21 protein-coding genes are annotated in these 26,563 nt (G+C 73.5%); 9 read left to right on the top strand and 12 right to left on the bottom strand.

Features of this window, described 5'->3' with window-relative positions; translation table 11 throughout:
- From ABZ930_RS25755 to ABZ930_RS25740, 4 genes are read right to left on the bottom strand one after another with little or no spacing between them, the layout of a single operon-like run.
- A complete protein-coding gene (locus ABZ930_RS25755) occupies positions 1-1,014 on the bottom strand; it encodes a DUF5914 domain-containing protein (protein ID WP_361552120.1) in 1,014 nt (337 codons plus the stop codon).
- Positions 1,011-2,039, bottom strand: coding sequence for a phytoene/squalene synthase family protein (locus tag ABZ930_RS25750; protein WP_361552117.1), 1,029 nt, complete (start codon positions 2,037-2,039; stop codon positions 1,011-1,013). Before ABZ930_RS25750 ends, ABZ930_RS25755 begins: the two co-directional genes overlap by 4 nt.
- Entirely contained in the window at positions 2,036-3,574 is a 1,539-nt protein-coding gene (gene crtI, locus ABZ930_RS25745) for a phytoene desaturase family protein (protein WP_361552114.1), read from the bottom strand. Before crtI ends, ABZ930_RS25750 begins: the two co-directional genes overlap by 4 nt.
- Positions 3,571-4,806 (bottom strand): polyprenyl synthetase family protein, encoded by a 1,236-nt coding sequence (locus ABZ930_RS25740; RefSeq protein WP_361552111.1) that lies wholly within the window; start codon positions 4,804-4,806, stop codon positions 3,571-3,573. The genes crtI and ABZ930_RS25740 overlap by 4 nt, the downstream gene beginning before the upstream one ends.
- 217 nt (positions 4,807-5,023) lie before the next feature.
- On the opposite strand from ABZ930_RS25740, the gene ABZ930_RS25735 reads away from it, so the two are divergent.
- The 3 genes from ABZ930_RS25735 to ABZ930_RS25725 are packed head-to-tail and all read left to right on the top strand — an operon-like array spanning position 5,024 to position 8,526.
- Positions 5,024-6,208, top strand: coding sequence for a lycopene cyclase family protein (locus ABZ930_RS25735; protein ID WP_361552108.1), 1,185 nt, complete (start codon positions 5,024-5,026; stop codon positions 6,206-6,208).
- Between the two features lie 24 nt (positions 6,209-6,232).
- Complete coding sequence (locus tag ABZ930_RS25730; RefSeq protein ID WP_361552105.1) at positions 6,233-6,955, top strand: class I SAM-dependent methyltransferase; 723 nt, start codon at positions 6,233-6,235, stop codon at positions 6,953-6,955.
- The gene (locus tag ABZ930_RS25725) at positions 6,952-8,526 is read left to right on the top strand and encodes an FAD-dependent oxidoreductase (protein WP_361552102.1); all 1,575 of its coding nucleotides are present in this window, start codon (positions 6,952-6,954) and stop codon (positions 8,524-8,526) included. The genes ABZ930_RS25730 and ABZ930_RS25725 overlap by 4 nt, the downstream gene beginning before the upstream one ends.
- On the opposite strand, the gene ABZ930_RS25720 is transcribed toward ABZ930_RS25725, so the two are convergent.
- The 4 genes from ABZ930_RS25720 to ABZ930_RS25705 form a co-directional block, all read right to left on the bottom strand.
- Complete coding sequence (locus ABZ930_RS25720; RefSeq protein WP_361552099.1) at positions 8,499-9,269, bottom strand: polysaccharide deacetylase family protein; 771 nt, start codon at positions 9,267-9,269, stop codon at positions 8,499-8,501. The two genes, ABZ930_RS25725 and ABZ930_RS25720, sit on opposite strands and share 28 nt — an antisense overlap.
- 155 nt (positions 9,270-9,424) lie before the next feature.
- Complete coding sequence (locus ABZ930_RS25715) at positions 9,425-10,249, bottom strand: carbohydrate ABC transporter permease (protein WP_361552096.1); 825 nt, start codon at positions 10,247-10,249, stop codon at positions 9,425-9,427.
- Positions 10,246-11,220 (bottom strand): sugar ABC transporter permease, encoded by a 975-nt coding sequence (locus tag ABZ930_RS25710; RefSeq protein WP_361552093.1) that lies wholly within the window; start codon positions 11,218-11,220, stop codon positions 10,246-10,248. The genes ABZ930_RS25715 and ABZ930_RS25710 overlap by 4 nt, the downstream gene beginning before the upstream one ends.
- Positions 11,217-12,542 carry an extracellular solute-binding protein gene (locus ABZ930_RS25705; RefSeq protein WP_361552090.1) on the bottom strand — a complete coding sequence of 442 codons (1,326 nt, stop codon included), beginning with the start codon at positions 12,540-12,542 and terminating at the stop codon, positions 11,217-11,219. Before ABZ930_RS25705 ends, ABZ930_RS25710 begins: the two co-directional genes overlap by 4 nt.
- 796 nt (positions 12,543-13,338) lie before the next feature.
- Here ABZ930_RS25705 and ABZ930_RS25700 point away from each other — a divergent pair.
- The 3 genes from ABZ930_RS25700 to ABZ930_RS25690 all read left to right on the top strand — a co-directional run bounded on the left by ABZ930_RS25700 (position 13,339) and on the right by ABZ930_RS25690 (position 19,071).
- Entirely contained in the window at positions 13,339-17,232 is a 3,894-nt protein-coding gene (locus tag ABZ930_RS25700) for a Pls/PosA family non-ribosomal peptide synthetase (protein WP_361552087.1), read from the top strand.
- 71 nt (positions 17,233-17,303) lie between these two features.
- Entirely contained in the window at positions 17,304-18,629 is a 1,326-nt protein-coding gene (locus ABZ930_RS25695) for a M1 family metallopeptidase (RefSeq protein WP_361552084.1), read from the top strand.
- A 10-nt stretch (positions 18,630-18,639) separates the two neighbouring features.
- Positions 18,640-19,071, top strand: coding sequence for a MazG nucleotide pyrophosphohydrolase domain-containing protein (locus ABZ930_RS25690; protein ID WP_361552081.1), 432 nt, complete (start codon positions 18,640-18,642; stop codon positions 19,069-19,071).
- A 19-nt stretch (positions 19,072-19,090) separates the two neighbouring features.
- On the opposite strand, the gene ABZ930_RS25685 is transcribed toward ABZ930_RS25690, so the two are convergent.
- Positions 19,091-19,990, bottom strand: coding sequence for an Lrp/AsnC family transcriptional regulator (locus tag ABZ930_RS25685; protein ID WP_361552078.1), 900 nt, complete (start codon positions 19,988-19,990; stop codon positions 19,091-19,093).
- A 172-nt stretch (positions 19,991-20,162) separates the two neighbouring features.
- Between ABZ930_RS25685 and ABZ930_RS25680 the strand changes: the two genes are divergently transcribed.
- Together ABZ930_RS25680 and ABZ930_RS25675 are read left to right on the top strand one after the other, a co-directional pair.
- Positions 20,163-21,176 carry a C-terminal binding protein gene (locus tag ABZ930_RS25680; RefSeq protein ID WP_361552075.1) on the top strand — a complete coding sequence of 338 codons (1,014 nt, stop codon included), beginning with the start codon at positions 20,163-20,165 and terminating at the stop codon, positions 21,174-21,176.
- The gene (locus ABZ930_RS25675; RefSeq protein WP_361552072.1) at positions 21,173-21,961 is read left to right on the top strand and encodes a class II aldolase/adducin family protein; all 789 of its coding nucleotides are present in this window, start codon (positions 21,173-21,175) and stop codon (positions 21,959-21,961) included. Before ABZ930_RS25680 ends, ABZ930_RS25675 begins: the two co-directional genes overlap by 4 nt.
- Before the next feature lie 21 nt (positions 21,962-21,982).
- Here the strand turns inward: ABZ930_RS25675 and ABZ930_RS25670 are convergent, their stop codons facing one another.
- Both ABZ930_RS25670 and ABZ930_RS25665 read right to left on the bottom strand, forming a co-directional pair.
- Positions 21,983-22,432, bottom strand: a complete 450-nt coding sequence (locus ABZ930_RS25670) for a hemerythrin domain-containing protein (RefSeq protein ID WP_361552069.1) — start codon at positions 22,430-22,432, stop codon at positions 21,983-21,985.
- Between the two features lie 4 nt (positions 22,433-22,436).
- A complete protein-coding gene (locus ABZ930_RS25665) occupies positions 22,437-24,140 on the bottom strand; it encodes a SpoIIE family protein phosphatase (protein WP_361552066.1) in 1,704 nt (567 codons plus the stop codon).
- A 184-nt stretch (positions 24,141-24,324) separates the two neighbouring features.
- Here ABZ930_RS25665 and ABZ930_RS25660 point away from each other — a divergent pair, with 184 nt between their 5' ends.
- Positions 24,325-25,215 (top strand): aminoglycoside phosphotransferase family protein, encoded by an 891-nt coding sequence (locus ABZ930_RS25660; RefSeq protein WP_361552063.1) that lies wholly within the window; start codon positions 24,325-24,327, stop codon positions 25,213-25,215.
- Between the two features lie 16 nt (positions 25,216-25,231).
- Here the strand turns inward: ABZ930_RS25660 and ABZ930_RS25655 are convergent, their stop codons facing one another.
- A complete protein-coding gene (locus ABZ930_RS25655; protein WP_361552060.1) occupies positions 25,232-26,323 on the bottom strand; it encodes a mechanosensitive ion channel family protein in 1,092 nt (363 codons plus the stop codon).
- Between the last annotated feature and the right edge of the window lie 240 nt (positions 26,324-26,563).

The following is a 26,563-nucleotide window of genomic DNA, read 5'->3' as shown; positions in this document are numbered from 1 at the left end:
TCAGTAGGGCAGCTCGGCCCGGGTGCGCAACGTCCAGCGGCGCTCCGCGTAGGCGAGGTCGTCGCGCCACAGGCGCTTCGCCGCGGCCCGCATCAGGGGCCGCAGCGCGAAGGCGGCCTGCCGCGCCACCGTGAAGCCGGGCCGCTCGGACGTGGCGATCACCGCCTCCACCACAGCGGTCCGCGGCGCCGGATGGCCCGCGGGCGTCAGTGGAGTCGCATGCGTCTCCACCACCGAGTCGCGCCCCTCGCCGTCCGTGATGTGCATGACCACGGTGCGCGGCTCCGGCGCGGTGAAGACGGCACGGACGGGCACGACGAGCCGCGAGGTGAGCCGGAAGGACACGTCCACGGCGAACCCGTCGTCCTCCGGCTCCGCACCGTCACCGGACGGACTGTCCACGACCCGCAGATCGACGAACGAGTACGGGTGGAACCAGGCCCCGTGCCACGGGTCGAGCCGGTTGGCGACGATGTCCTCCGGCTCGCAGCGGCCGAAGCCGGTGTAGACGGCGGCGACCGAGCGGGCCGGATCCGGCCGCGGCGGGACGACGGGCCGCTCCAGGGGCTGCCCGCCGTCGGCGCCGTCCAGCCGGACCCAGATCAGGACCCCGTCGTCGTGGACGGGCAGCGTCCGCCATCCCGCCGTGCCCTGGGGGCCGAGCGTGAGCCCGTGCCAGTGGCAGACGAGCGTCCCGCACCGCAGAGGGCTGTCCTTCAGCGGCGCGCCCAGATGGGGACAGGCGCCGGGGCCGGCGGCCAGCCGCCCGTCGGCGTCGCGCCAGAGCACCAGCTCACGGCCGGCCACGGTGCGCCCGAGCGGCGCGTCGGACGGTACGTCACCGGAGGCACCGGCGACGTACCAGTTGCCCGAGGGCCGCGTCTGGGACCGCTTCAGGGCGCTCTCGATCACGGCGGGCCGCGCCTGGCGCCAGGTGGGCTCCTGCCGCTCCCACGCGAGGGGGTTCTTGCGGACGGTCAGCGGGATCCGGTCCGTCCAGGGCCGCTTGCTCATGCCGCCGCCTCCTTGTCCACGAGCGGACGCTCCACCCGGGCGGGAACGTGATGCGGGCCGGGCCGGTGCGGCAGGGCCGCCAACGGCGTGGACCGGTGCCGGATCCGGGCGTGCGCGATGCGGACGAGCCCGTCCAGGGCGACGACCGCCCGACGGCGCCGGGGCACGACGGCCCGGCGGTGCAGCACGCTGTACCGGTCGTCCGCGACGGCGTCGAGAATGCCCGCGTACAGCACGAAGGCACTGCGGATACAGGGCCGGGACACCGGGTCGAGCAGCGCGATGCCGGGCACCGCCTCCCGGTAGACGTCCCGGGTGAGCGCCTCGAACGCCTTCAACGCCCCGGTGATACGGGCATCCTGGCGGCCGGTGTCCCGGCTCCACCGCAGCAGGTCCCGGTCGACGCCGTGCGCGGCCAGCAGATCCGCGGGGAGGTAGACGCGCCCGCGGTCGAGGTCCTCGCCCACGTCGCGCAGGAAGTTGGTGAGCTGGAACGCCACGCCGAGGGCGGCGGCGTGCGGCTCCGCCTCGGCGCGCGGCACCGTCGTCCCGAGCACCGGGAGCATCTGGAGTCCGATGACCGCCGCCGAACCGTGCATGTAGCGGCGCAGATCGGCGTAGCCCGGATAGTCCGTCACCGTCAGGTCGTCGCGCATCGCCGTCATGAAGTCCTGGAAGTGCGCGGGGTCGATCGCGTAGCGGTGCGCGGTGTCGGCGAGGGCCCGGACGACGGGCTCGTCGCTGTGTCCCGTGGCGAGCCCGTGCCGCAGCTCCGCCGACAGCTTCTCCAGCGCCGCGCCACGCTCCCGCGCCGTGGTGTCGCCGCCGTGACAGTCGACGATGTCGTCGGCCCAGCGGGCGAAGCCGTACAGGGCGTGCACGGCGGGCCGACGGTGGGCGGGCAGCAGCCGGGTGGCCAGGAAGTAGGTCTTTCCGTGGCGGGCGTTGAGTTCTCGGCACCGGGTGTAGGCGCTGCGGAGGCCGGGGTCGGTGATGCCCGCGGCATCGAGTTCTCGCGCGGTCACAGGGGCGCCTTTCCAAGGGTGTCGTGCGGGGAGCGGGACCGGGAGGTCCCCCTCGTGCGGGTGCCCGTGATCCTCGCGGCGGCGAGCTTTCCGGACAGCAGCACCGTGGGAACGCCGACACCGGGTGTCGTCCCGCATCCGGCCAGCACCGCGTTCTCCGTGCCGCGGACGAGGTTGCGGGGACGGAACGGCCCGGTCTGGGCGAAGGTGTGCGCGGCCGAGAACGGGGTCCCGGCGGCGTGCTCCTGGGCGTGCCAGTCGGCGGGGGTGACGAAGCACTGCTCGTCGATCGCGTCACCGATGCCGTCCAGACCGCGCCGCTCCAGCTCGGCCAGCAGCTCGCCGCGGTAGCGGGGCGCGAGATCGCCCCACTGGGCGGGGCTCGGCCCGATGTCGGTGTTCGGGCAGGGCGCCAGGATGTAGTGCAGATGCTTGCCGGGCGGGGCCAGCGTCGGGTCGGTGGCGGTGGGACGGGTGATGAGCAGCGACGGGTCGCTCATCAGGCGTCCGCGCCGGGTCAGTTCGTCGAACGTGTCGTGCCAGGCGCCCCCGAACGAGATCGTGTGGTGCGCCAGTTGGGGCCAGGTGCGGTCGGTCCCGGCGTGCAGGATCACCGCCGACGGGGCGTGGCGCAGGGCGACCGAGCGGCGCGGCGCGCGGCCGAGCAGCCGGTAGACGACCGGCAGATCGGGCGTGAGGACGACGGCGTCGCACGGGATCCGCTCGGTGTCCGTCACCACGGCGGTGACCCGGTCGCCCGAGCGCTCCAGGCTCCGCACCGTCCGGCCGAACCGCAGATCCGCGCCCGCGTCGCGGGCCGCGTCCGCCATGGCGCGGGGCAGCGCGTGCATCCCGCCGCGCGGGAAGTACACGCCGGCGACGGTGTCCATGTAGGCGATGACGGCGTACGCGGCCAGCGCGCGGGCCGGCGGGACACCCGCGTACAGCGACTGGAAGGAGAAGACGCGGCGCAGCCGTTCGTCCTTGATGAACCGGCCGATCCGGGAGTCCATCCGGCCGAAGCCGCCGAGCGCGGCGAGGCGGGCCAGGTCGGGGGTGAGCAGTTGCAGCGGAGAGTCGAAGTTGGTGTCGATGAAGTGCTTCATCTGCGCCCGGTACAGCCGCTCCAGCCAGTGCCGCAGCCGCACGTAACCGGCCGCCGCGTCCGGTCCGGCGAACTCCTCGACCGCCTGCTCCATGGCCTGCGCGTCGGTGTGGACGTCGATCGAGCTGCCGTCGGCGAACGCCGCCCGGTAGGCGGGGTGCAGCGGGACGAGATCCACCCGGTCCGCGAGGCGTTCCCCCACGGCGGCGAACGCCTCGTCGGCGAGGTGGGGCATCGTCATGACGGTCGGTCCCGTGTCGATCCGATAGCCCTGACGGTCCAGCAGGCCGGCTCGGCCCCCGGGCCGGTCGTCCCGCTCGACGAGCGTGACCTTCCGTCCGGCGCCCAGCAGATGCAGGGCGGCCGCCAGACCGGACAGGCCCGCGCCCACCACGACCACATGATCCGTCTTTCCGCGTACGGTCCTCACCGGGCCGCTCCTTCGACCGCGCCGGCCGGGCTGCGCGGCGCCGTGGGGGTGCCCGCCACCTGCCGCAGCAGGAGGCGCAGCCGGGCATGGGCCACCGGGTCGAGCGACACGGAGTCCAGATGGCGTGCGCTCTGCGCGATCAGGCGGCCGATCTTGTCCTCGACGAGCTGCCGGGCGCCGGTGCGTTCGAGGACGTACCGCAGATCGTCGAGATCGCCGTCGTCCAGGACCTGCCGCCCCGACCGGGCGAGGACCGCCAGGGCGCGGTGGTCGCCGTCCCGCTCGGCACGGGCCTGGGCCAGCGCCACCAGGTACGTGGGTTTGCCGGACCGGAGATCACCGGCCGCCGGCTTGTCCCGCCGGACGGGATCGCCGAACGCGTCGTCGAGGTCGTCCCGCAACTGGAAGGCGAGCCCCGCGCCACGGCCCGCCGAACACAGGGCCCGCAGCGTGGCGTCGTCCGCACGGCCGAGGATCGCGCCCAGTTGCAGCGGGCGCTCCACCGTGTAGAGGGCGGTCTTCAGACACGCGGCACTGATGGCCTGGCGCAGCGACCTGTTCCCCGTGTGCTCGCCCTGGACGTCCAGGTACTGCCCGGCGACCATCTCCAGCCGCATCTGCGACCACGTCTCGCGCAGCCGCCGCGCCTGCGGGCCCGTCAGATCGACCCCTGCCGCCTCGTCGTCGGCCCAGGCCAGCGCCAGGTCACCGGCGAGGATCGCCGCCGACTCGCCGAACCGGGCGCCGCCCGCGCGCGCCTGGGACCGGTACTGCGCGGTGAAGTCGACGTGCAGGGCGGGACGGCCGCGGCGCGTCGGGGCCTGGTCCATGATGTCGTCGTGCACGAGGGCGCAGGTCTGTATGAGCTCCAGCGCCGCGCCCAGTTGGAGGGCCGCCTCGACCTGCTCGTCGTCGGGGAGACCACAGGCGCGCAGCCCCCACCACAGGAACTGCGGACGGATCCGCCGCCCGCCGCCGAGGGTGAACCGCGCGACGCGCTCGGCGACATCGGCGCCGAACGTCGCGTCGACCGCGGTCGCCCGCTCGACACGCCGGGCCAGCAGCCGCGTCAGCCGCTCGTGGACCGTACGGGGAAGATCGGCATCGATCCGACGCACCCGCACGGACCGGGACGGAGGGGCGCCACGCGCGGGGACGGAAGCGTCCCGACGGGGCGTCCCACCGTGGGGCACCACCGCCGTGGCGACGCCCAGGGCCTGATCGGGGGGCATGTCAGCTCCTTAGGGATGCCGGTGACCGGGGAGAGTATGTAGGGCATTCCCCGCCGCACGCGTGATCGGATGCGGTGGATTGCGGCAACCGGAGCAACATCGTTCACGCGTTCCGCCGCCGGGTACCCGCATGCGGAAGACGCGAATCGGCGCATCCGGCACCGGGGCGACGACAGAAGGGTGTCCGGAGCAAGGTGACTCGACACAGGAGGTGCGCGTGCGGTCGGACGTGGTGATCATCGGCGCCGGTGCCGCCGGGCTCTCCCTGGCGGAGCGACTCTGCGCGGCGGCGGGGTCCGCACCGGCCGTCCGGCTCGTCGACGCGCCCGCGGGCCCGCTGCGGCCCCCGCCGCGCACCTGGTGCTTCTGGGAGCACGGACCCGGCCGCTACGACGACGCCGTCACCGCGTCCTGGAACCGGATCCGCGTCCACGGCCCCGACGGCCGCATGATCGACGCCGGGACCGGAGCACTGCGCTACAAGATGATCCGCTCCGCCGACTTCGAGGCGGCGGTCGCGCCCCGGCTCGCCGCCCACGGCTCGCTCACCCGCACCGAGGGCACCGTCGAGACGGTCGAGGAGGACGCGGACGGCGCACAGGTGATCGTCCGCACCGCCGACGGCCGCCGCGAGAGCGTCCCCGCCCGCTGGGTGTTCGACTCGCGCCCGCTCGGCAGCCTGCCGCCCGCCCGCACGACGCTCCTCCAGCACTTCCGCGGCTGGTTCGTCCGCACCGCGCGACCGGCCTTCGACCCGGACGCCGTCGACCTGATGGACTTCCGCACCCCGCAGCCGGAGCGGGGCCTCGCCTTCACCTACGTCCTGCCGACCGGCGAGCGGACCGCCCTGGTCGAGTACACCCAGTTCTCCCGGTCCGTCCTGCCCGGCGAGCGGTACGACACCGCGCTGCGGGCCTACCTCGACGACGTGCTCGGCGTCCGCGACGTCCAGATCGAGGCCCGCGAGGAAGGGGTCATCCCCATGACCGACGCCCGCTTCGCCCGCCGGGTCGGCCGGAGCACCTTCCGGATCGGCGCGGCCGGCGGCGCCACCCGCCCCGCGACCGGCTACACCTTCGCCACCATCCAGCGGCAGACCGCGGCGATCGCCGCGGCCCTGCTAGCCGGACGCGACCCCGCACCGCCGGCCCCGCACTCGAAGCGGTCGATGGCCATGGACGCGGTCCTGCTGCACGGCCTCGACAGCGGCCACGTCGACGGAGCGGCCTTCTTCACCCGCCTCTTCTCCCGCGTGCCCATGGAGCGGCTGCTGCGCTTCCTCGACGGCGACACCGCCCTGCACGAAGACCTGTCGATCGGACTCAACAGCCCGATCGTGCCCCTGCTGCGCAGCGCCGTGGAACTGCCCACCCGCCCGCTGCGACCCGCCCCCACACCCTGACCCGCCCGGGCCCGGAGGAGAACCATGCCCACGATGCGCGATGCCGCGCTCGCCTCAGCTTTCGACCACGCCGCGCGCACCTACGACACCCTGGTGAACGCCAATCCCGGCTACCACGCCCACCTGCGGCGCTCGGCACGCCGCCTGGGCCTGCCCGCGCAGGGGCGCGGTCTGCGGGTCCTGGACCTGGGCTGCGGGACGGGGGCGTCCACCGCCGCGCTGCTGTCCGTGCTGCCCGACGCGGAGATCACCGCCGTCGACGCCTCCGCGGGCATGCTGGAGCGGGCCGCGGCGAAACCCTGGCCGTCGAGCGTCACCTTCGCCCACACCCCGGCCGAACACCTGGCGGCGGCCGGGATCGACGGCGGCTTCGACGCGGTGTTCGCCGCCTACCTGTTCCGCAACACGGCCGACCCCGACCGCGTACTGACCTCCGTACGGGACGTGCTCGCGCCCGGCGGCCGGGTGGCGGTGCACGAGTACACGCTCAGCGGCAAGCACCGCCACCGCGCGGTCTGGTCGGCGGTCTGCGCCGGGCTGCTCCCCGTCACCACGGCGCTGGGCGACGGCGCCCTCTACCGGCATCTGTGGCGCAGCGTCGTCGAGTTCGACACCGCCGCCCTCTTCGCCCGCCGGCTGTCGGCGGCGGGCTTCTCGCGGGTCGCGGTGCTGCCGCTGCCCGGCTGGCAGACCGGCATCACCCACACCATCGTCGGCCAGGTGCCGCAGGAGAGGACCCGAGGATGAAGCGCCACAGGCAGGCCCCGCCGCAGGCACGGGACCGCCGGGCGGCACACATCCCGGCCCCGCCCGGAGCGTCCCGGGTCACCGACCCGGCCCCCACGACGGCCGTGGTCGGCGGCGGCATCGCGGGGCTCGCCGCAGCCGTCGCACTGGCCGAACGCGGCGTGCGCGTCACCCTCTTCGAACGCGAGGCCACGCTCGGCGGCCGGCTCGCCGGCTGGACCACCGAACTCGCCGACGGCTCGTCGGCCACGATGAGCCGCGGCTTCCACGCCTTCTTCCGCCAGTACTACAACCTGCGGGCCCTGCTGCGCCGCACCGATCCGCACCTGGAACGGCTGACCGCGCTGCCCGACTACCCGCTCTGGCACGCCGACGGCCTGCGGGACAGCTTCCGGCACGTCCCGCGCACCCCGCCGTGGAGCGCCCTCGGCTTCGCCCTGCGCAGCCCCACCTTCACCCTGCGCGACCTGCCCCGGATCAACGCGCGGGCGGCCCTGCCGCTGATGGACGTACGCGTACCGGAGATCTACGACCGCCTGGACGACGTCAGCGCGCACGACTTCCTGCACGCCATCCGATTCCCCGAGGCCGCCCACCACTTGGCGTTCGAGGTGTTCTCCCGGAGCTTCTTCGCCGACCCGCGCCGGCTCTCGGCCGCCGAGATGGTGCTGATGTTCCACATCTACTTCCTCGGCTCGGCCGAGGGCCTGCTCTTCGACGTGCCCGACGACCCCTTCCCGACCGCCCTGTGGGACCCCCTGGGCCGTTACCTCGAAGAGCGCGGCGCCGACATCCGCGTCGGGCAGCCGGTCGATCGTCTCGCCTCGTCGTCCGACGGAGGGTTCACCCTCACCGCCGGGTCGCACACCGGGCACTACGACGCCTGTGTCCTCGCCCTCGACACCGGCGGCCTGCAACACCTCGTCCGCGACAGCCCCGACGTCGCCGACGCGTCGTGGAACGCCCGGATCGCCCGGCTGCGGACGGCCCCGGCCTTCCTCGTCTCCCGGCTGTGGCTGGACCGGCCGGTCGCCGCCGACCGGGCCGGATTCCTCGGGACCAGCGGGTACGGCACCCTGGACAACGTCAGCGTCCTGGACCGCTGGGAGAAAGAGGCACACCAGTATTTCCGCCGCACGGGCGGCTCCGTCGTGGAACTCCACGCCTACGCCCTCGACGGCCTCGTCGACCGGGCGACCGAGGAGAAGCGGCTGATCGACCAGTTGCACCAGGTGTACCCGGAGACCCGCGCGGCCCGCGTGGTCGACGTCCGGCACGAGTGGCGCGACGACTGCCCGATGTTCTCGGTGTCGGGATACGGGGACCGGCCGACGGTCCGTACCTCCAACCCGCGCCTCATGGTCGCCGGCGACCTGGTCCGCACCGATCTTCCGGTGGCGCTGATGGAACGCGCCGCGACCAGCGGCATGCTCGCCGCCAACGCGCTGCTGCGCCAATGGCGGGTGCAGGGGCACGAGTTGTGGACCGTCCCCCTGAGCGGCCGCGATCCGCTGCTGCGGCAGATGGCCCGCTGGAGCGGGCGTCAGCGCACGGGGAAGCCGAAGGAGTAGCCCTCTTCCTTGAGTTCGGGCAGGACCTGGCGCAGGGCTTCGACCGTCTGGGTACGGTCGCCGCCCGCGTCGTGGAAGAGGAGCGTCGGCCCGTTGGGCAGCTCCTCCTCCACGGTCGCGACGATGGCGGCCGTACCCGGGCGCTCGAAGTCCTTGGTGTCCACGTTCCAGCCCAGCGGGCGCATGCCGCGGGAGGCGGCCAGCTTGCGGCTGTACGGGGTGAAGGCCCCGCCGGGCGCCCGGTAGTACATCGGCCGCACCCCGCCCGACGCCTTGGTGATCATGCGTTCCGCGTCGAGGATCTGCTGCGACTGGTACGCCTCGGGCCGCTTGTCCATCGCGGTGTTGTGCGACACCGTGTGGTCGCACAGGCGGTGCCCGGCCGCGACGATCTTCTTGACGAGATCCGGGTGGGCCTGCGCCTGGGTGCCCACCATGCAGAAGGTCGCCTTCACCCCGTTCTCCTCGAGGACGGCGAGGACCTGGGGGGTCCACTCGGGGTCGGGACCGTCGTCGATGGTGATGTTCACCCCGCGGCTCCCCGCGTCGGAGGCGTGCGCGATGGTCACGCCGACCGCCTTCGGAGCCTTGCCCCGCGCGCTCGCGCCCGCCTTCGGCGCCGTCCCGGTCGCCTCGCCCGCCTGCGCGGTCCACACCGAGACACCCCCGGCGAGCACGGTCACCGCGAGCGCCGCCCCCACCACTCTGCTGTTCCAGCCCTGTCCGACACTCCGTCGTGCCATGTCCGTGCCTCCCGCGCCGTGCCTCACCGCTGCCCTTGACCTCACGGTCACTTGGCAGGACGGGACGCACGGGCCCGCGGCTCCCTCCGTTACCGATCACGGACAATTCCGGGGGCGTTCGCGGACATGAGGGGCCACCCGGGGCCCGTGCAGGACTACTTGACGGCACCGGCCGCGATGCCGCGGGTCAGGGTGCGCTGGAAGAGCAGGAAGAACACGATCGCCGGGAGGACGCCCAGCAGCGCCGCCGCGTTCGTCATCGTGGCGTCCATCAGACGCTGCCCCTGGAGGACGCCGAGCGCGACGGACACGGTCTGGTGGTCGTTGGAGAGCAGCATGACGAGCGGCAGCAGGAACTCGTTCCACGTCCAGATGAAGAAGAAGACGAGGAGCACCCCGATCGTCGGGCGGTTCATCGGCACGACGATCCGCCACAGGACCTGCCACTTCCCGGCGCCGTCGATCCGTGCCGCCTCGACGACCTCGCGCGGGAACCGGCCGAGCACCGACGCCAGGAGATAGGTGCCGAACGCCGACTGGATCACCGTGAAGACGATGATCACGCTGAGCCGGGTGTCGTAGAGGTCGGCCTTCTTCGCCAGGAAGTACAGCGGGTAGACGAGCGATTCCTGCGGCAGCATGTTCGCGAGGACGAAGAAGGCGAGCACCCAGGTGCGGCCCCGCACCCGGCCGATGCCGATCGCGTACGCGGTGAGGATCGACAGCAGTACCGCGAGCACGGCCACCGAGCCGCTGATGAGCGTCGAGTTCCACAGCTTCTGGCCGAAGTCGACCCGCTCCCAGAAGCCGGTGACGCCGTCGGTGTATAACCCCTCGGGCGGGGCGAGCGGGCCGTTGTTCGAGTATTCCTCGGGGGACTTGAAGGCGTTGACGACGACGATGACGAACGGCGCGACCATGAACAGGGCCGCGACGCACAACGCGGCGAGCACCGGATGGCGGCGGACGGATCCCCTCATGCGGCAGGTCCTTCCTCGGCGTCCTCGGCGCGCGTCTGCAGCCGCAGTCCGACGAGCGCGAGAAGCAGGATGATCACGGTCAGGACGGTGGAGATCGCGGCCCCGTAGCCGACCTGGGTCTGCTCGAAGAACGTCGTGTACGAGAAGTAGGACGGCACGTCGGTCGCGCCGCCGGGGCCGCCCTTGGTGAGGACGTAGATCGCGCCGAAGACCTTCAGCGCCGCGATGGTGCACCACAGGAGTACGACGTATATCTCGGGCCTGATCTGCGGCAGCGTCACGTGCCAGAGACGGCGCCACCAGCCGGCGCCGTCCAGCTCCGCGGCCTCGTACAACTGCGGTTCCACGCGCTGCAGTCCGGCCATGAAGACCACGAGCGGGAAGCCGATCTGCACCCACGCCATCACGCCCATCACGGACCAGAGCGCGAGGTCCGGGTCGCCGAGCCAGTCCTGCTGCCAGGAGCCGAGCCCGATCGCCCGGAGGAAGGCGTTGAGGGCGCCGTCGTCGGGGGCGAGGATCCAGCTCCACACGATGCCGGCCACGGCGATCGGCAGCACCTGCGGAAGATAGAAGCAGGCCCGCAGCACGGCCGCGAGACGGCTGCCGTAGTGCTTGGCGACGAAGTCGAAGAGGGCGGCGGCGAGCACCAGGCCGATGACGGTCGGGACGACCGACATCGACAGCACCATGAAGAGGCTGTGCCGGAAGGAGGCCCAGAACTCCGCGTCCCGGAGCAGCTCGCGGTAGTTGGCGAGCCCGGACCAGTGCAGCGGCCCCACGCCCTGCCAGTCGGCGAAGCTCCACGCCGTGTTCATCGCGAACGGGGCGACGATCACGGCGAGGAAGGCGAGCGCGCCCGGCAGCAGGAAGAGGGCGTAACCGTCACGGCGCCGGCCGCGCGGCGGACGGACGGGTCCGCCGCGCCGGTTCGCGGCCGCGTTCTCCTTGCGGAGGGCGGTCAGGCTCATCCCTTCGACGCGCCCTTGTCGTAGGCGGCCTGGAGCGCGTCGAGGTATTGATCAGGTGAAGCGCTTCCGGTCATCAGCCGCTGGGTCTGGGAGACGAGCGTGTCGTAGAAGCCGGCGACCGGCCAGTCCGGGTAGTAGGCGAGGCCGTTCTGGTCCGACAGCGCGTTGAAGTCCTTGATCAGCTGCTGGGACTTGGGGTCCTTGACGGCGGAGGCGTCGGCCGCGACGGGGACGCCGCCCTTGTCGCCGAGCAGGTTCTGGATCCTCTTCGACATGGTGATGTCGATGAAGTCGTAGGCGAGTTCCTTGTTCTTCGACTTGGCGGGTACGACCCACAGATTGCCGCCGGAGCCGGGGGTGAGCGCGGCGCCGGGGAACAGGCCGGACGACCAGTCGAACGTGGCCTCGTCCTCGAAGCGGCCGAACCACCAGGTGCCCGAGAAGATGATCGGCGCCTTCTGCCGGAGCCAGGACACGCCCGCCTTCTCGGCCGTGGCGCTGGTGGTGTCCTTGGCTATGTAGCCCTTCTTCACCCAGTCGGCGAAGGTCTCCGCCGCGTACGTCCAGGCCGCGTCGTGGAAGTCCGCCGTGCCCTTCAGCTCGTAGTCGTCGACCCAGGCGCGGTCCGCCTTCGTGAGGGCGAGCTGGTAGACGTACTGGTGGGCCAGGTACTCGGCGCCGGAGTTGGCGAGCGGGGTGACGCCGTGCTTCTTGAACTCGGCCAGCACGGCGGTCAGTTCGTCGAAGGTCGTCGGGACCTCGATCCCGTACTTCTCGAAGAGGTCCTTGTTGTAGTACGCCTGGAGGAACTCGCCGTAGTTCGGTACGCCGTACCACTTGCCCGAGCCCATCGTGCCGGCCGGTGAGTAGCGGCTCGTGGTGGTGATCGACGGGGAGAGCCGCTTGTCCCAGCCGCGCCGGGTGACCTCGGCGGTCAGGTCCGTGAGCAGGCCCTGCTTCGACAGCAGGCCGGCCGTGGCGTTGCCCTTGTTGTACTCCATGAGGTCGGGGGCGTCGTCGGAGCCGAGGACCATGGACGCGGTCTTCTGGATCTGGTCGAAGCTCTTCTCCTCGAACTTGACCTTCACACCCGGGTGCCGGGACTCGAACTCCTTGATCGACTCGTTCCAGGCCGCGCCCATCGCGCTGTTGGCGGCCTCGTAGTGCCACAGGCGGAGGGTCTTCGACCCGCCGCCGCTGTCGTCGGAGCTGTCGCCGCCGCAGGACGTGAGGGCGAGGACGCAGGTCAGGGCCGCCGCGGCGGCGCCCAGGGCGCGGTGGCGCGGGGCTCTGGCGTGCGTGGTGCTTCGTGTCGTCAACATCCGCGGCTCCCTCAGAGCTCGGCAAAGGTATGTCGAAGCGCTTCGACGGGCGACGGTAGGGGGCGCGGTGCGGGGGGTCAATGGGGCGGGCGTGATCTGGGCCGGTGACGGGTGGCGCGGGGAGGGGTGGGTGGTCTTGCGGGTGCGGCTCTCGTCGTGGCTGGTCGCGCAGTTCCCCGCGCCCCTGAGATGCGCACTTCGTGCGGCATCTCATCAGAGAGGCGCGGCCCGTGCGGCACATCGGCGGGGAGGCGCGCTCCGTGTGGCGTTTCGGTGGGGAGGTGCGCCCGTGTGGCGTTTCGACAGGGGGGGCGCGCCGCGTGTGGTGTTTCGGCGGGGAGGCGTGCCCCGTGTGGTGTTTCGGCAGGGAGGCGCGCCCGTGCAGCCTTTCTGCAGGGGGGCGCGCCGCGTGTGGCGCTTCGGCGGGGAGGCGTGCGCCGTGCGGCGTTTCGGCAGGGGGCGCGCTCCGTGCGGCGCCTCGGTAGGGAGGCACGCCCCGTGTGGCGTTTCGGCAGGGAGGTGCGGCGGCGTCGTGGCCTCTTGGGGAGGCTGCGCGGAGCGCATGCCTCAGGGGCGCGGGGAACTGCGCGAGAAGAGGCCGCCGGGGCGCGCGTGGCGGACTGCCCTGTGTGAACGGCGCACGTCAGAGCGGCAGTTGGCGAAGTCCGGGGATGCGGATCCCGGGCCGGGATTAGGATGTGGCGCTTGTCCGGCCGCCGGGCCGGACGGGCTCAGGCAGACCTGGGGCGGGTCGGACGCGCCCTCAGGGATGCGCGGCCCCCGACGTCAGGACCCGATGTCAGCCACGCGTGCGAACGCCGAACTCGGCCTGCTCGAAGCGGAGATGAGCGAGCCGGCCGAGCAACTCGCCCTCTTCACCGGAGGACGCGCCGCACCACCGCGCACCCTCATGGACATCCTCGACGCGACGGTACGGGCCCACCCCGACGAGCCCGCCCTCGACGACGGCACCCGCCAACTGACGTACCGTGCGCTGGCCGCCTCGGTGGAACACCTACGGCGCGGACTCGACGCGGCCGGAGTGCGCCACGGCGACCGCGTCGGCATCCGCCTCCCGAGCGGCACGAACGAGCTGTACGTCGCGATCCTCGCCGTCCTCGCCGCGGGAGCGGCCTACGTCCCGGTCGACGCCGACGACCCCGACGACCGCGCCGAGCTGGTCTTCGGCGAGGCGCGGGTCAGGACCGTCATCGGCGCCGGACACCGCTTCACGGTGGACAAGCCCGCCGACGTACCCGCCGCGCGGCCCGGGACGTGCGACGACGCGTGGATCATCTTCACGTCCGGTTCGACCGGCAGGCCCAAGGGCGTGGCCGTCCACCACCGCGCCGCCGCCGCGTTCGTGGACGCCGAGGCCGCGCTGTTCCTCACCGACGATCCGATCGGCCCCGGCGACCGGGTGATGGCCGGGCTGTCCGTCGCGTTCGACGCCTCCTGCGAGGAGATGTGGCTGGCCTGGCGGCACGGCGCCTGCCTGGTACCGGTGCCGCGGTCACAGGTGCGCGGCGGCGCCGACCTCGGGCCGTGGCTCGTCGAGCAGGAGATCACCGTGATCTCCACGGTGCCCACCCTCGCCGCGCTCTGGGAGCCCGAGACCCTGGACGACGTCCGGCTGCTGATCTTCGGCGGCGAGGCATGCCCGCCCGAACTCGCCCGGCGCCTGGTCACCGAGGGCCGCGAGGTGTGGAACACCTACGGGCCCACCGAGACCACCGTCGTCGCCTGCGCCGCCCTGATGACCGGCACCGAACCGGTCCGCATCGGACTGCCCCTGGGCGGCTGGGAGCTGGCCGTCGTCGACGACACCGGCCGGCCCGTACCGATGGGCGGGAGCGGTCAGCTCGTCATCGGCGGCACGGGCCTCGCCCGCTACCTCGACGCCGACAAGGACGCCGAGAAGTACGCGCCGCTGGAGGCACTTGGCTGGCAACGCGCCTACCGCAGCGGTGACCTGGTCAAGGCCGACCCGGAAGGGCTCGTCTTCCTCGGGCGCGGCGACGAGCAGATCAAGCTCGGCGGCCGACGCATCGAACTCGGCGAGGTCGACGCCGCCCTCGCCGCGCTGCCCGGCGTCGCGGGCGCGGCCGCCGCCGTCCGCACGGCCCCCGGCGGCAACCAGCTGCTCGTCGGCTACCTCGTCACCCAGGACGGCTTCGACCGCACGGCCGCCCTCGGCCGGCTCCGCGCCGAACTGCCCGCCGCCCTCGTACCGTTGCTCGCCCCCGTCGCCGACCTGCCCACCCGCACCTCCGGCAAGGTCGACCGCGACGCGCTGCCCTGGCCGCTGCCCGGCACGGACACCGGCGCCGACGGCACGGCCGAGCAGCTCTACGGCACCGAGGCCTGGCTCGCCGAGCAGTGGAGCGACATCCTCGGCATCCCCGTGACCGGCGCCCGCGACGACTTCTTCGCGCTCGGCGGCGGCAGCCTGGCCGCCGCCCGGCTCACCACCCGGCTGCGCACCCGCTACCCGAACGCCGCCGTCCTCGACATCTACGAACGGCCCGTCCTGCGCAAGCTGGCCCGCAGGCTGGAGAAGTCCGCGCAGCACGACGGCGCCGCCCGCACCGTCGCCCCCGTTCCCCGACGCACCCAAGCGGCCCAAACAGCCCTGCTGCTCCCGCTGTTCACCCTCGTCGGGCTGCGCTGGACCGTCGTGCTCGCGGCCCTCGGCAACGTCCTGCACCGGCTCGGCCCCTACCCGTGGGCGCCGTCCGCGTCCTGGTGGCTCGTCGCCGCCGGCGCGCTCGCCCTGTACAGCCCGCCGGGGCGCCTGGCCATCGCGGCGGGCGGCGCCCGGCTGCTCCTGCGCGGCGTCGGACCCGGCACCTACCCGCGCGGCGGCCGGGTCCACCTGCGCCTGTGGACCGCCGAACGCCTCGCCGAGTACAGCGGCGCGACCTCCCTGACCGGCTCCTGGCTCGAACGGTACGCGCGAGCGCTCGGCGCCAGGATCGGCGCGGACGTCGACCTGCACTCGCTGCCCCCGGTCACCGGCCTGCTCAAGCTCGGCCGCGGCTGCGCCGTCGAGACCGAGGTCGATCTGTCCGGGCACTGGCTCGACGGCGACCGGCTGGAGATCGGCACCGTCAAGGTCGGCGCGGGAGCCGTCGTCGGCACCCGCAGCGTCCTCTTCCCGGGCGCCCGGGTCGGCAAGCGCGCCGAGGTCGCCCCCGGCTCGGCGGTGCGCGGACAACTGCCCACCGGTCAGCGCTGGGCGGGCTCACCCGCCGTCAAACTCGGCCGGGCGCGCCGCGACTGGCCGCGCGAGCGCCCCCCGCGCGCCGTGCACTGGCGCGCCATGTACGGCCTGACGGGCAGCACGCTCAGCCTGCTGCCGGTCCTCGCCGCGCTCCCCGCGCTGTGCCTGGCACGCGTCTTCGTCCCCGCCGACGCCACCCTCGGCGAGGCCGTACGCGGCGCCCTGGGCGCGCTCGTGCCCGCGACCCTGCTCTTCGGCCTCGCCTACGCCGCGCTGATCCTCATCGGCGTCCGGCTGCTCAGCCTCGGCCTGCACGCCGGCATCAGCCCCACGCACAGCCGCACCGGCTGGCAGGCGTGGACCGTCACCCAGCTCATGGACCTGTCCCGGCAGACCCTCTTCCCGCTCTACGCCGGGCTCGTCACGCCCGTCTGGATGCGGCTGCTCGGCATGCGCGTGGGACGCGGCGCCGAGGTGTCCACGGTGCTCGGCCTGCCCGGCCTGACCACGGTGGGCGAGGGCGCGTTCCTCGCCGACGACACCCTGACCGCCCCGTACGAACTCGGCGGCGGCTGGATCCGCGTCGGCCGCGCCGACATCGGACGGCGCGCCTTCCTCGGCAACTCCGGCATGACCGCGCCCGGCCGCGCCGTCCCCGACGACGGCCTGGTCGGCGTGTTGTCGGCCACCCCCAAGAAGGCCCGCAGAGGCAGCTCCTACCTGGGCCTGCCACCGGTCGAACTGCCCCGCACGGTCGCCGTCCGCGACGACCGCCGCACCTACGCGCCGCCCGCCCGGCTCAAGGTGGCCCGCGCCCTGGTCGAGCTGTGCCGGCTCGTCCCCGTGTGCTGCTCGGCGGCGCTCCTCGTCCTGGTCGCCGCGGCCCTCACCGCCGCCGCCGCGCACGGCTGGTGGCTCGCGGCGCTGGTGTCCGGCGCGGTCCTGATCGGCGCCGGAGCACTCGGCTGCCTGGTCTCCGTCGTCGCCAAGTGGCTGCTCGTCGGCCGGCACCGCGCCGGGGAGCACCCGCTGTGGTGCGGTTTCGTGTGGCGGGGCGAACTCGCCGACACCTTCGTCGAAACGGTGGCCGTGCCCTGGCTCGCCGGAGCCGTGCCCGGCACCCCGGTGCTGACCCTGTGGCTGCGCGCCCTCGGCGCCCGGATCGGCCGGGGCGTGTGGTGCGAGACCTACTGGCTCCCGGAGACCGACCTCGTCACCGTCGGGCCCGCCGCGAGCGTCAACCGGGGCTGTGTCCTGCAGACCCACCTCTTCCATGATCGGATCCTGCGGACGGATACTGTGGTTCTCCGGGCGGGCGCCACGCTGGGCCCGGGCGGAATCGTCCTGCCGGGCAGCGAGATCGGAGCCCGTACGACCCTGGGCCCCGCGTCCCTCGTCATGGCCGGCGAGTCGGTACCGGCGGACACCCGCTGGCTGGGCAACCCGATCGAGGCCTGGCGCCCCTGAGGCGGCGGGCCGCCGTCGGCGGCGGCCCGCCGGCGCACCGTACGAGGACAGGGCAGGGGAGCGGACCAGGCGTGAGCGGGCACCACAGATCGGCACCGGACCCCTACTTCCCGGGCCACGGCGACGCCCGCTTCCGGGTCCACCGCTACGAACTGGCCCTCGACTACCGGCCGGTGCCGAACCGGCTCGCGGGCACCGCCCGGCTCAGCGCGATCGTGGGCCGCGCCCCGCTGAGCGAGTTCCAGCTCAACCTGGGCGACTTCCGCATCGACCGCATCCGCGTCGACGGCCGGCCCCCGCACTACACCCTGCGCGGCGGCAAACTGCGGGTGCGCCCCGCCAAGTCGCTGCCCGCGAGCGCCGCGTTCACCGTCGACGTGCACTACTCCGGCAACCCCCGGCCGGTCGACAGCCCCTGGGGCGGTCTCGGCTGGGAGGAGCTGACCGACGGCGCGCTGGTCGCCAGCCAGCCGGTGGGGGCGCCGTCCTGGTACCCGTGCAACGACCGGCCCGCGGACAAGGCCGCGTACCAGATCGCCGTCACCGCGCCGTCGGCGTACCAGGTGGTGATCGGCGGCCGGCTGCTGACCCGTACCACCCGGGCCTCCACCACCACCTGGCTCTACGAACAGCCCGCGCCGACGTCGAGCTATCTGGTCGGCCTGGCCATCGGCAAGTACCAGACGGCGCTGCTCGGCGACCCGGGGCTGCGCGGCGTGCCGCAGACCGGCCACTTCCCGGCCCGGCTCCTCGCCGAGTTCTCCCGGGACTTCGCCCGGCAGCCGCAGATGATGGACCTCTTCGAGGAGCTTTTCGGGCCCTACCCCTTCGGCGAGTACGCGGTCGTCGTCGCCGACGAGGAACTCGACATCCCCGTCGAGGCGCAGGGGTTGTCGCTCTTCGGCGTCAACCACGTGGACGGCGCCCGCGGCGCGGAGCGGCTGGTCGCGCACGAGCTCGCCCACCAGTGGTTCGGCAACAGCGTCACCGTCGCCGACTGGCGCCACATCTGGCTCAACGAGGGCCTGGCCAAGTACGCGGAGTGGCTGTGGTCCGAGCGCTCGGGCGCCCACCGCGCCCACGATCTGGCCCTGAGCGCCCACCGCGCGCTCGCCGCCCGGCCCCAGGACCTCCAACTCGCCGACCCCGGGCGCAAGTCGATGTTCGACGACCGGCTCTACGAGCGCGGCGCGCTCACCGTGCACGCGGTGCGCCTCGTCCTCGGCGACGCCGCGTTCTTCCGGATGCTGCGCGAGTGGACCGCCGTCCACCGGCACGGGGTGGTCAGCACCGAGATGTTCACCGCGCACGCCGCGCGCTACGCGCCCCGGCCGCTGGACGACCTCTTCGAGGCCTGGCTGTACGAGCGACCGCTGCCGTCGCTGTCCACTCTGTGAGGATCGGGGCATGGATCACGAACCGATGCGCCGCGTCGCCGAATTCCGGGCGGCGTTCGACGGGCGGGCGGACGCCGCGCGCCCCGAACTGGCCGAGCTGAGACGTGAGTTGCTGACCGAGGAGGCGCGGGAGGCGGCCGAGGCCCTGACCCAGCTCGCCGAGTCCCTGCGCACCGGCGACGACCCCGCCGGGGCGTACCGGGCGCTGGCGAAGGAACTCGCCGACGTCCTCTACGTCACCTACGGCGCCGCGGACGCGCTGGGCATCGACCTGCCGGCCGTCTTCACCGAGGTGCACCGCTCCAACATGAGCAAACGGGACGCGGACGGCCGGGTCCTGCGCCGGGCCGACGGCAAGGTCCTCAAGGGCCCCGGCTACCGGCCGCCGGACCTCGACGGGCTCGTCGAGTGGCCGGGCGCGACGGCCCGCGGCGAGCGCTGAGGCGGCGGGGCCGCGCCGCTCAGACGGTGTGCGGCCCCATGTCGTAGCGCTCCTTGACCAGTTCGAGGTGGAGCCAGCTCTCCACCTCGCGCACCTGCGGCAGCTCCCGCATCTCCTCCAGGGTGGTGCGGACGGCGGCGAAGGACTCGGCGGTGATGGTGCCGACCACCTCGGCGCTCCCCAGGCACGTCGACAGGAACGTCACCCGGGGGAGCGCGGCCACCCGCCGCGCCGTGTCCGCCGCCGCGCCGGCCACCCGCAGGCTGAATCCGCACAGATAGCCCATCCCGAGGACTTCGGGCCGCACCAGCGCGACGACCTGGGCCACGCCCCCGTCGAGCAGGCGCAGCGTGCGGGAACGGGTCGCGCCCGCCGACAGACCGATCCGCGCCGCCAGCTCGGCGAACGGCAGCCGCCCGTCCTCCTCCAGCTCCGCGAGGATCCGCTCGTCCACGTCGTCCTGCGGCGCGACGGTCGGCTCCTCCGCCGGCAGATACGGGTCCTTCACGTGCCGCGTCGCGATCAGCGGATCCACGCTGCCCACCCCGTCGAGCGTCCGGATGCGCTCGATCGTCCGCTCCAGCTCCCCGAACCCGGCCGTCCGCAGCTCCGTCATGATCGACCGGCGCCCGCTCGTCAGCGTCACGAAGGGGGCCTCCGACAGCTCGGCGATCGCGCGCGCGACCGGCCCCGCGGCGCCCTCCGTGGCGATGGCCAGATGCGCGGAGGCGGTGAGCCTGCGCACGGCGGGATGCGTGATGGCCACGACGCGCACCGCGCCCGACTCCTGGAGCCGCTGCACCCGCATCCGGGTCGCGGGCCGGGACAGACCCACCCGCTGGGCCAGCGTCTCGTAGGTCAGCCGGCCGTCGGTCTGCAGTCCGCGCACGATCGCCAGGTCGGTCTCGTCGAGATCCACGGGTCGGTCCCCTCGGTCAGCGGTTCGGCCCGGCCGTGGCGCGGCCGGGGTCTGGGGTCATTCTCGGACAGTCCCCGAACCCTGCGGCCGTACCGTCGGAGGTGGACAGGAGTGACAGTCGAAACGTAAGTTTCATTCCCATGTTGCGATCGAATCATTCCTGGAGGACGGTGTGACGCGTCCCGTCGCCGTGATCACCGAGACGGCGGAGCTCGACCCCGAGCCGGGCCTGCGACTGCTCACCGAGGCCGGCTTTGAGGCCCGCCTCGTCGGCAGCCGCGACCCGGAGGCCATCGCCGCCGCCGCGCATGACGCCGTCGCGCTGATCGTCGGGTACGCGCGTGTCGACGCGGCGCTGCTCGACCGGCTGCCCGCCCTGCGGATGCTCGCCACCATGTCCGCGGGGGTCGACATGATCGACGTCCGGGAGGCCGAGCGGCGCGGCCTGTGGGTGGCCAACCTGCCCGACGCGGCCACCGAGGACGTCGCCGTGCACGCCCTCGCCCAGTCGCTCGCCCTCGTCCGCCGCCTGCCCCAGGCCGACGCCCTGGTCCGGGGCGGCGGCTGGAGCGACGACTTCACCGAAGTACCCCGCCGGGCCAGCGAGTTGACGCTCGGGCTGCTCGGCTTCGGCCGCATCGCCCGCACCCTCGCCCGGATCGCCGCCCCGCTCTTCGGCCGCGTCGTCGCCCACGACCCGCACGCCACCGGCCGGCCCGACGGCGTCGACCTGGTCGACCTCGACACGCTGATCGCCGACGCCGACGTGCTCTCCCTGCACATCCCGTCCACCCCGCGGACCCAGGGCATGATCGACGGCCCGCTGCTGACCCGGATGCGGCCCGGCGCCCTCCTCGTGAACGTCGCCCGGGGCGACCTCGTCGACCCCGGCGCGCTGCTCACCGCCCTCGACGAAGGCCCGCTCGCCGGTGCCGCCCTCGACGTCTTCCCCACCGAACCGCCCGCCGCCGACGACCGGCTGCGCACCCACCCCCGCCTGCTGCTCTCCCCGCACAGCGCCTTCCTCACCGACGCCTCGCTGCGCGCCTACGCCACCGACCCCGCGCGCAACGTCATCGCCTGGTGGACCACCGGCCGCCCGAACACCCCGATCACCGGGCCCGCCCCGGACCGGGCCACCACCCCCGCATCCGCCACCGCACCCCGGCAAGGAGCCCCCGCGTGACCGACCTCCTCACCACCCCCGCCCCGGCCGCCGACGCCGCCGAGGAACTGCGCCTGCGCCGCGAACTCGCCGCCGTCTACCGGCTCGTCGCGCACTTCCGCATGACCGACCTGATCTTCACCCACATCTCCCAGCGGCTGCCGGGCCCCGACCACCACTTCCTCATCAACCCCTACGGGCTGCTCTTCGAGGAGATCACCGCCTCGAACCTGGTCAAGATCGACCTCGACGGCAACCCCGTCGAGCCGACGCCGCACCCGGTCAACCCGGCCGGATTCGTCATCCACAGCGCGATCCACAAGGCCCGCGCCGACGCGCACTGCGTGCTCCACACCCACACCAGGGCGGGCTGCGCCGTCGCCGCGCAGCAGGGCGGCCTGCTCCCCGTCAACCAGATGTCGATGGAGTTCCACAACCGCGTCGGCTACCACGACTACGAGGGCGTCGCCCTCAACCTGGCCGAGCAGGAACGCCTCGTCGCCGACCTCGGCGGCCACCCCGCGCTGATCCTGCGCAACCACGGCCTGCTGACCGTCGGGGACAGCGCCAAGCAGGCGTTCCTGCGCATGTACTACCTGGAGAAGGCCTGCGAGATCCAGGTCACCGCCCAGGCCGCCGGGACCCCGCTGATCCTCCCCTCGGACCAGGTCGCCGAGTACACCGCCCAGCAGCTCACCGGCGAGGGCGACGCCGCCTCCGACTTCGAGGACCACGACGCCTACGACCTGGCCTGGGGCGCGCTGCTCCGCCTCGTCGAGCGGGTGGCGCCGGACTACAAGGACTGAGCCGCCGACCGCGGTACGGGCTCAGGGACGAGCCTGCCGCCACGCCGCCATGGACGCGTCCCACGCGTCGCCCGACAGCGCCGTCAGGGAGGCGGGGAACAGGCCGTCCTCCTCCTTGGCGATGTGCCGCCGCAGCTCGTGCATCGCCTCGGTGAACGTGGCGACGTCGGCGGGCGCGGTGAGGTCGAGCGCCGGGAGCAGCGCCGCGAGCTCCCGGTGCTCGGCCTCCAGGGCCGCGATGTACGCGGCGTACTCGGGATCCCGGCCCATCTCGCGGAACAGGCCGTCCTCCTCGCCCCGCCAGTGCGCGGCCAGCTCCCCGGCCATCCGGTCCACGAGGACGCGCGCGGTCGCCGGATCGCCGCGGTCGAGCGCGCGCAGCGCGTCCCCCGCGGTGTCGGTGACGCGCTCGTGCTCGGCGATGAACTCCTTGATGAGCGGGATGTCCCGGCAGCCGCAGTAATGGCACATGCGGTCAGTCTCCCCGGCCGGGGCCGCCCGCCGGCGCATGGCCGCGCCGCAGAGCCAGCAGACACGAGTCGTCCTCCTGCGGCGTGGGCAGCAGCTCCGCGCTGACCGTGTCCACCAGCTGCTGCGGCGACAGACCGGCGTGCCGCTCCACCGCGCTCAGCAGCGCGGCCAGCCCATCGGTGATGTCCTCGTCGCGGCGCTCCACCAGGCCGTCCGTGCACATCAGCACCGTGTCGCCGTCGCGCAGCGGCAGCTCGGAGGCCCGGTACGTCACCTCCGGCAGCACCCCGAGCAGCAGCCCGGTGGTCTCGTCCAGCAGGCCGGCCTTCCCGTCGCGCAGGAGGACCGGCGGCAGATGACCCGCGCACACCCAGCGCAGCAGCCCACGGTCGGGGTGGTAGCGGCAGACGACCGCGGTGGCGGTGCCGTCCGTGCCGGTGTCGAAGGTGATGCGGTTCAGCCAGGCGGTGAGTTTCTCCACCGGCTGTCCGGTGTGGGCGAGCCCGGCGAGACCGCCGCGCAGGGCCGCCATCCGGGCCACCGCGTCGAGACCGTGGCCCGCGGCGTCGCCGAGCGCGTACAGCACCCGCCCGTCGGGCAGCGGTTGCACGTTGTACCAGTCGCCGCCGATCGACGACCGGGTCTCGGCCGGCCGGTACGCGACCGCCGACGTCACACCCTGCACCGTGATCTCGGGCGGATGGGAGGGCAGCACCGCCTCGCGCAGCCGGGCCGCGACCCGGGCCTCGGCGTCCGCCCGCTGCCGCCGCCGCTCCGCCGCGTGCACCGCCGCGTCCAGCTGCACCCGCCGCAGATAGGACTTCGACACATCCCGTACGAGGGCCTGGAGACCCCACACGGGACCGCTCGCCGCCCGCAGCGGCTCCAGGGTGAACCGGATGTGGCGGGTGTCGTCGGTGAGGCGCAGCCGCAGATCCAGCTCCACCGGCAGGCCGGACACGACGTGCTCCAGGGCGACCCGGAACGCGGTGCGGTCCTCCGCCACAAGGCGGCGGGCCAGCTCACCCAGCGTGAGCGGCGCCGAGCCGGGCGACCGGTCGAAGATCACGTACAGGCCGGGTGACCAGTCGCTGTGCCCCGAGGCCAGTTCCCACTCGCCCCAGCCGATCAGGCCCCGCTCCTGCACCCGGTCGCTGATCAGCTCGTGCCGGCGGGTCGTGCCGTCGAAGGTCACCACCACATGACCCCGGTGCCGCGTCGCGGTGATCCGCAGCCGCCGGTGCAGCGGCTCGCCGCCGACCAGCAGGGTCGCGTCCCAGTCGCGGCCGGTCACCGGCTCGCCGGTGGCCAGCACCCGGCGCAGCGCCGGGAACAGCCCGGACGCCTCCGACGACGGCTGGGACACGGTCAGCAGCTGCCCGTGGCGGGGCCGGGAGCGCGGTGTCAGGGCCCGGCCCGCGGCGTTCACGGCCACGTCGACGAAGTCCACGACCTGCCCCGACGCGTCTTCGACCGGGGCGAACACCACGGTCGGCTCGGCCGACGCGTCCACGACGCCCCGCGCCCAGTCCGGCGGGTCCACGGGCAGCTCGGGCGCGGTCAGGGCGGCGTCACGCACCGCCTCACCGCCCAGGAGCCGGAAGGAGTGCCGCAGCGCCTCGCGGGCCTGCCGCGTCAGCAGTGCGTCGATCGCGGTCAGCTCCGGCGGGGCGGGCGGTTCCGGTGCGCCGGGTGCCGCCTGGGCCATGGTGGTTCCTCCGGGTGTCCCTCGGGGCGCGTACGGGCGCGTACCACCAGTTGACCTTGTGCCGTGGCCGCGCGCACACCGGAGGCGGCCGGACCCGGGCTACGGGCGGGGAAAACCGGGTGATCCCCGAGCGGGGCGGGCGGTACTCTCGCCCGTCGGACCACCGCCCCGGGGAAAGGCGTCCATGACGACCCCGAGCAAGCTGCACGACGACGAGCCGGACATCGACCACGCGCTCGTCGCGGGCCTGCTCGCCGACCAGTTCCCGCACTGGGCCGGCCTGCCGCTCCGGTACGTACCGTCGGACGGCACCTCGAACATGCTGTTCCGGCTCGGTGACGACCTGGTCGTGCGGATGCCGCGCACCCCGGGGTCCGCGGCGGACGTCCCGGGGGAGCAGCACTGGCTGCGCCGGCTCGGACCCGGACTGCCCGTCGCGGTGCCGGAGCCGGTCGGCGAGGGGGCTCCCGGGCGCGGGTATCCCTGGCCGTGGTCCGTCCAGCGGTGGATCGACGGCGTGCTGCCGACGGTCGGCACCGGCGGCCAGCCCGCGCTGCTCGCGCAGGACGTGGCGGACTTCGTCCGGGCCCTGTGGCGGGTCGACACCACCGGCGCCCCGGCCGCGGAGCGGGGCGCACCGCTCGCCCCGCGCGACGCGGCAACCCGTGCGGCCCTGGAGCAGCTCGCCGGCGTCGTCGACACGGCCGCCGCGCTCGCCCTGTGGAAGAGCGCGCTCGACGCGCCCCGCCGGGACGGCCCCGGCGTCTGGCTGCACGGCGACCTGGAGCCGGGGAACCTGCTGGTCGACCCGGACAGCGGACGGCTCGCCGCCGTCATCGACTTCGGTTGTACGGGCGTCGGAGACCCGGCGGTGGACCTGATCGTCGCCTGGTACGTCCTCGACGACGACCTGCGCGACGCCTTCCGCGCGGCCGTCGGCTGCGACGAGGCCACCTGGACCCGCGGCCGAGGCTGGGCGCTCAGCATCGCCGCGCTCGAACTCTCCTACTACCGCGGCCGGAACGCGTTCATGGCCGACACCGCGGCACGGGTCATGGGCCGGCTGCTCGGCTGACCCGTGCCGCGCGGCCTCAGACGATCCGGGTCTCCACGCTCACCGACGTCTCGCGCTGCTGCGGGATCACGATCTGCGGGCTGCCCTGCGCGATGGCCACCTGCCGCACCGGCGACGGGATCCGGATGCCCTCGGCACGGAAACGCTGGTGCAGGCGCTTGATGAACTCGTGCTTGATCCGGTACTGGTCGCTGAACTCGCCGACGCCCAGGATCACGTTGAAGCTGATCCGCGAGTCGCCGAAGGTGTGGAAGCGCACCAGCGGCTCGTGCTCCGGCACCGCGCCCTCGACGTCCTTCATGACCTCGGCGACGACCTCCACCGTGACCCGCTCGACCTGCTCCAGGTCGCTGTCGTAGCCCACGCCCGCGAGCACGGTCAGGGTCATCTCCTGTTCCGGGCGGCTGAAGTTGGTCATGTTCGTGCCCGACAGCTGGGTGTTCGGGATGATCACGAGGTTGTTGGAGAGCTGCCGGACCACCGTGTTGCGCCAGTTGATGTCGACGACATAGCCCTCCTCACCGCTGCTGAGCCGGATGTAGTCACCGGGCTGCACGGTCTTCGAGGCGAGGATGTGCACGCCCGCGAAGAGGTTCGCCAGCGTGTCCTGGAGCGCGAGGGCCACCGCCAGACCGCCGACTCCGAGGGCGGTGAGCAGCGGCGCGATGGAGATGCCGAGGGTCTGCAGCACGACGAGGAAGCCCATCGCCAGCACCACGACCCGGGTGATGTTCACGAAGATCGTCGCCGAGCCCGCCACCGCGGCGCGGGACTGGGCCACGGTGCGGACCAGGCCGGTGATGACGCGGGCCGCCGTCAGCGTCGCCGCGACGATCACGAACGCCGTGAGCACCGTGTTCACCGTGCGGCCGGTGCGCGCGGTCAGCGGCAGCACCTCGGCCGCCACCGCGGCGCCGCCGGCGACCGCCGTCCAGGGCACGAGGGTGCGCAGGGCGTCCACGATCACATCGTCGCCGCCCCAGCGGGTGCGGCCCGCCCGGACGCCGAGCCAGCGCAGCAGCATCCGCAGCAGCAGCCCGGCCAGCAGTCCGCCGCACAGCGCCGCGCCGGCGATGATCAGGTCGTGGAGGTCGGCCGTGCGGTTCATCTCTCACCTCCGGTCCGGGGGAACCCGGCGGCGGGGGCGGATATGTGATGTTTCGTCAAGTGACACCTGCTCGTTCGGGAAACGGACCGGCCCATCCTCCCGTACGAGCCCGAACCGCCCCGTTGCCGGGTGCCGGCCGGTGGGGCTTCCCGCGCAGTTCCCCGCGCCCCTGGACGAGCGGAGCTCGTCCGTACGTGGCGGCCCTGATCACCCTCGACGAGGAGTCCGTGGCGGGCTGGC

This window comes from Streptomyces sp. NPDC046716 (genome assembly GCF_040645755.1).
Lineage (GTDB): Bacteria > Actinomycetota > Actinomycetes > Streptomycetales > Streptomycetaceae > Streptomyces.
The sequence above is the reverse complement of the archived record's forward strand: the minus strand, read 5'-3'. Positions and strand labels throughout refer to the sequence as shown.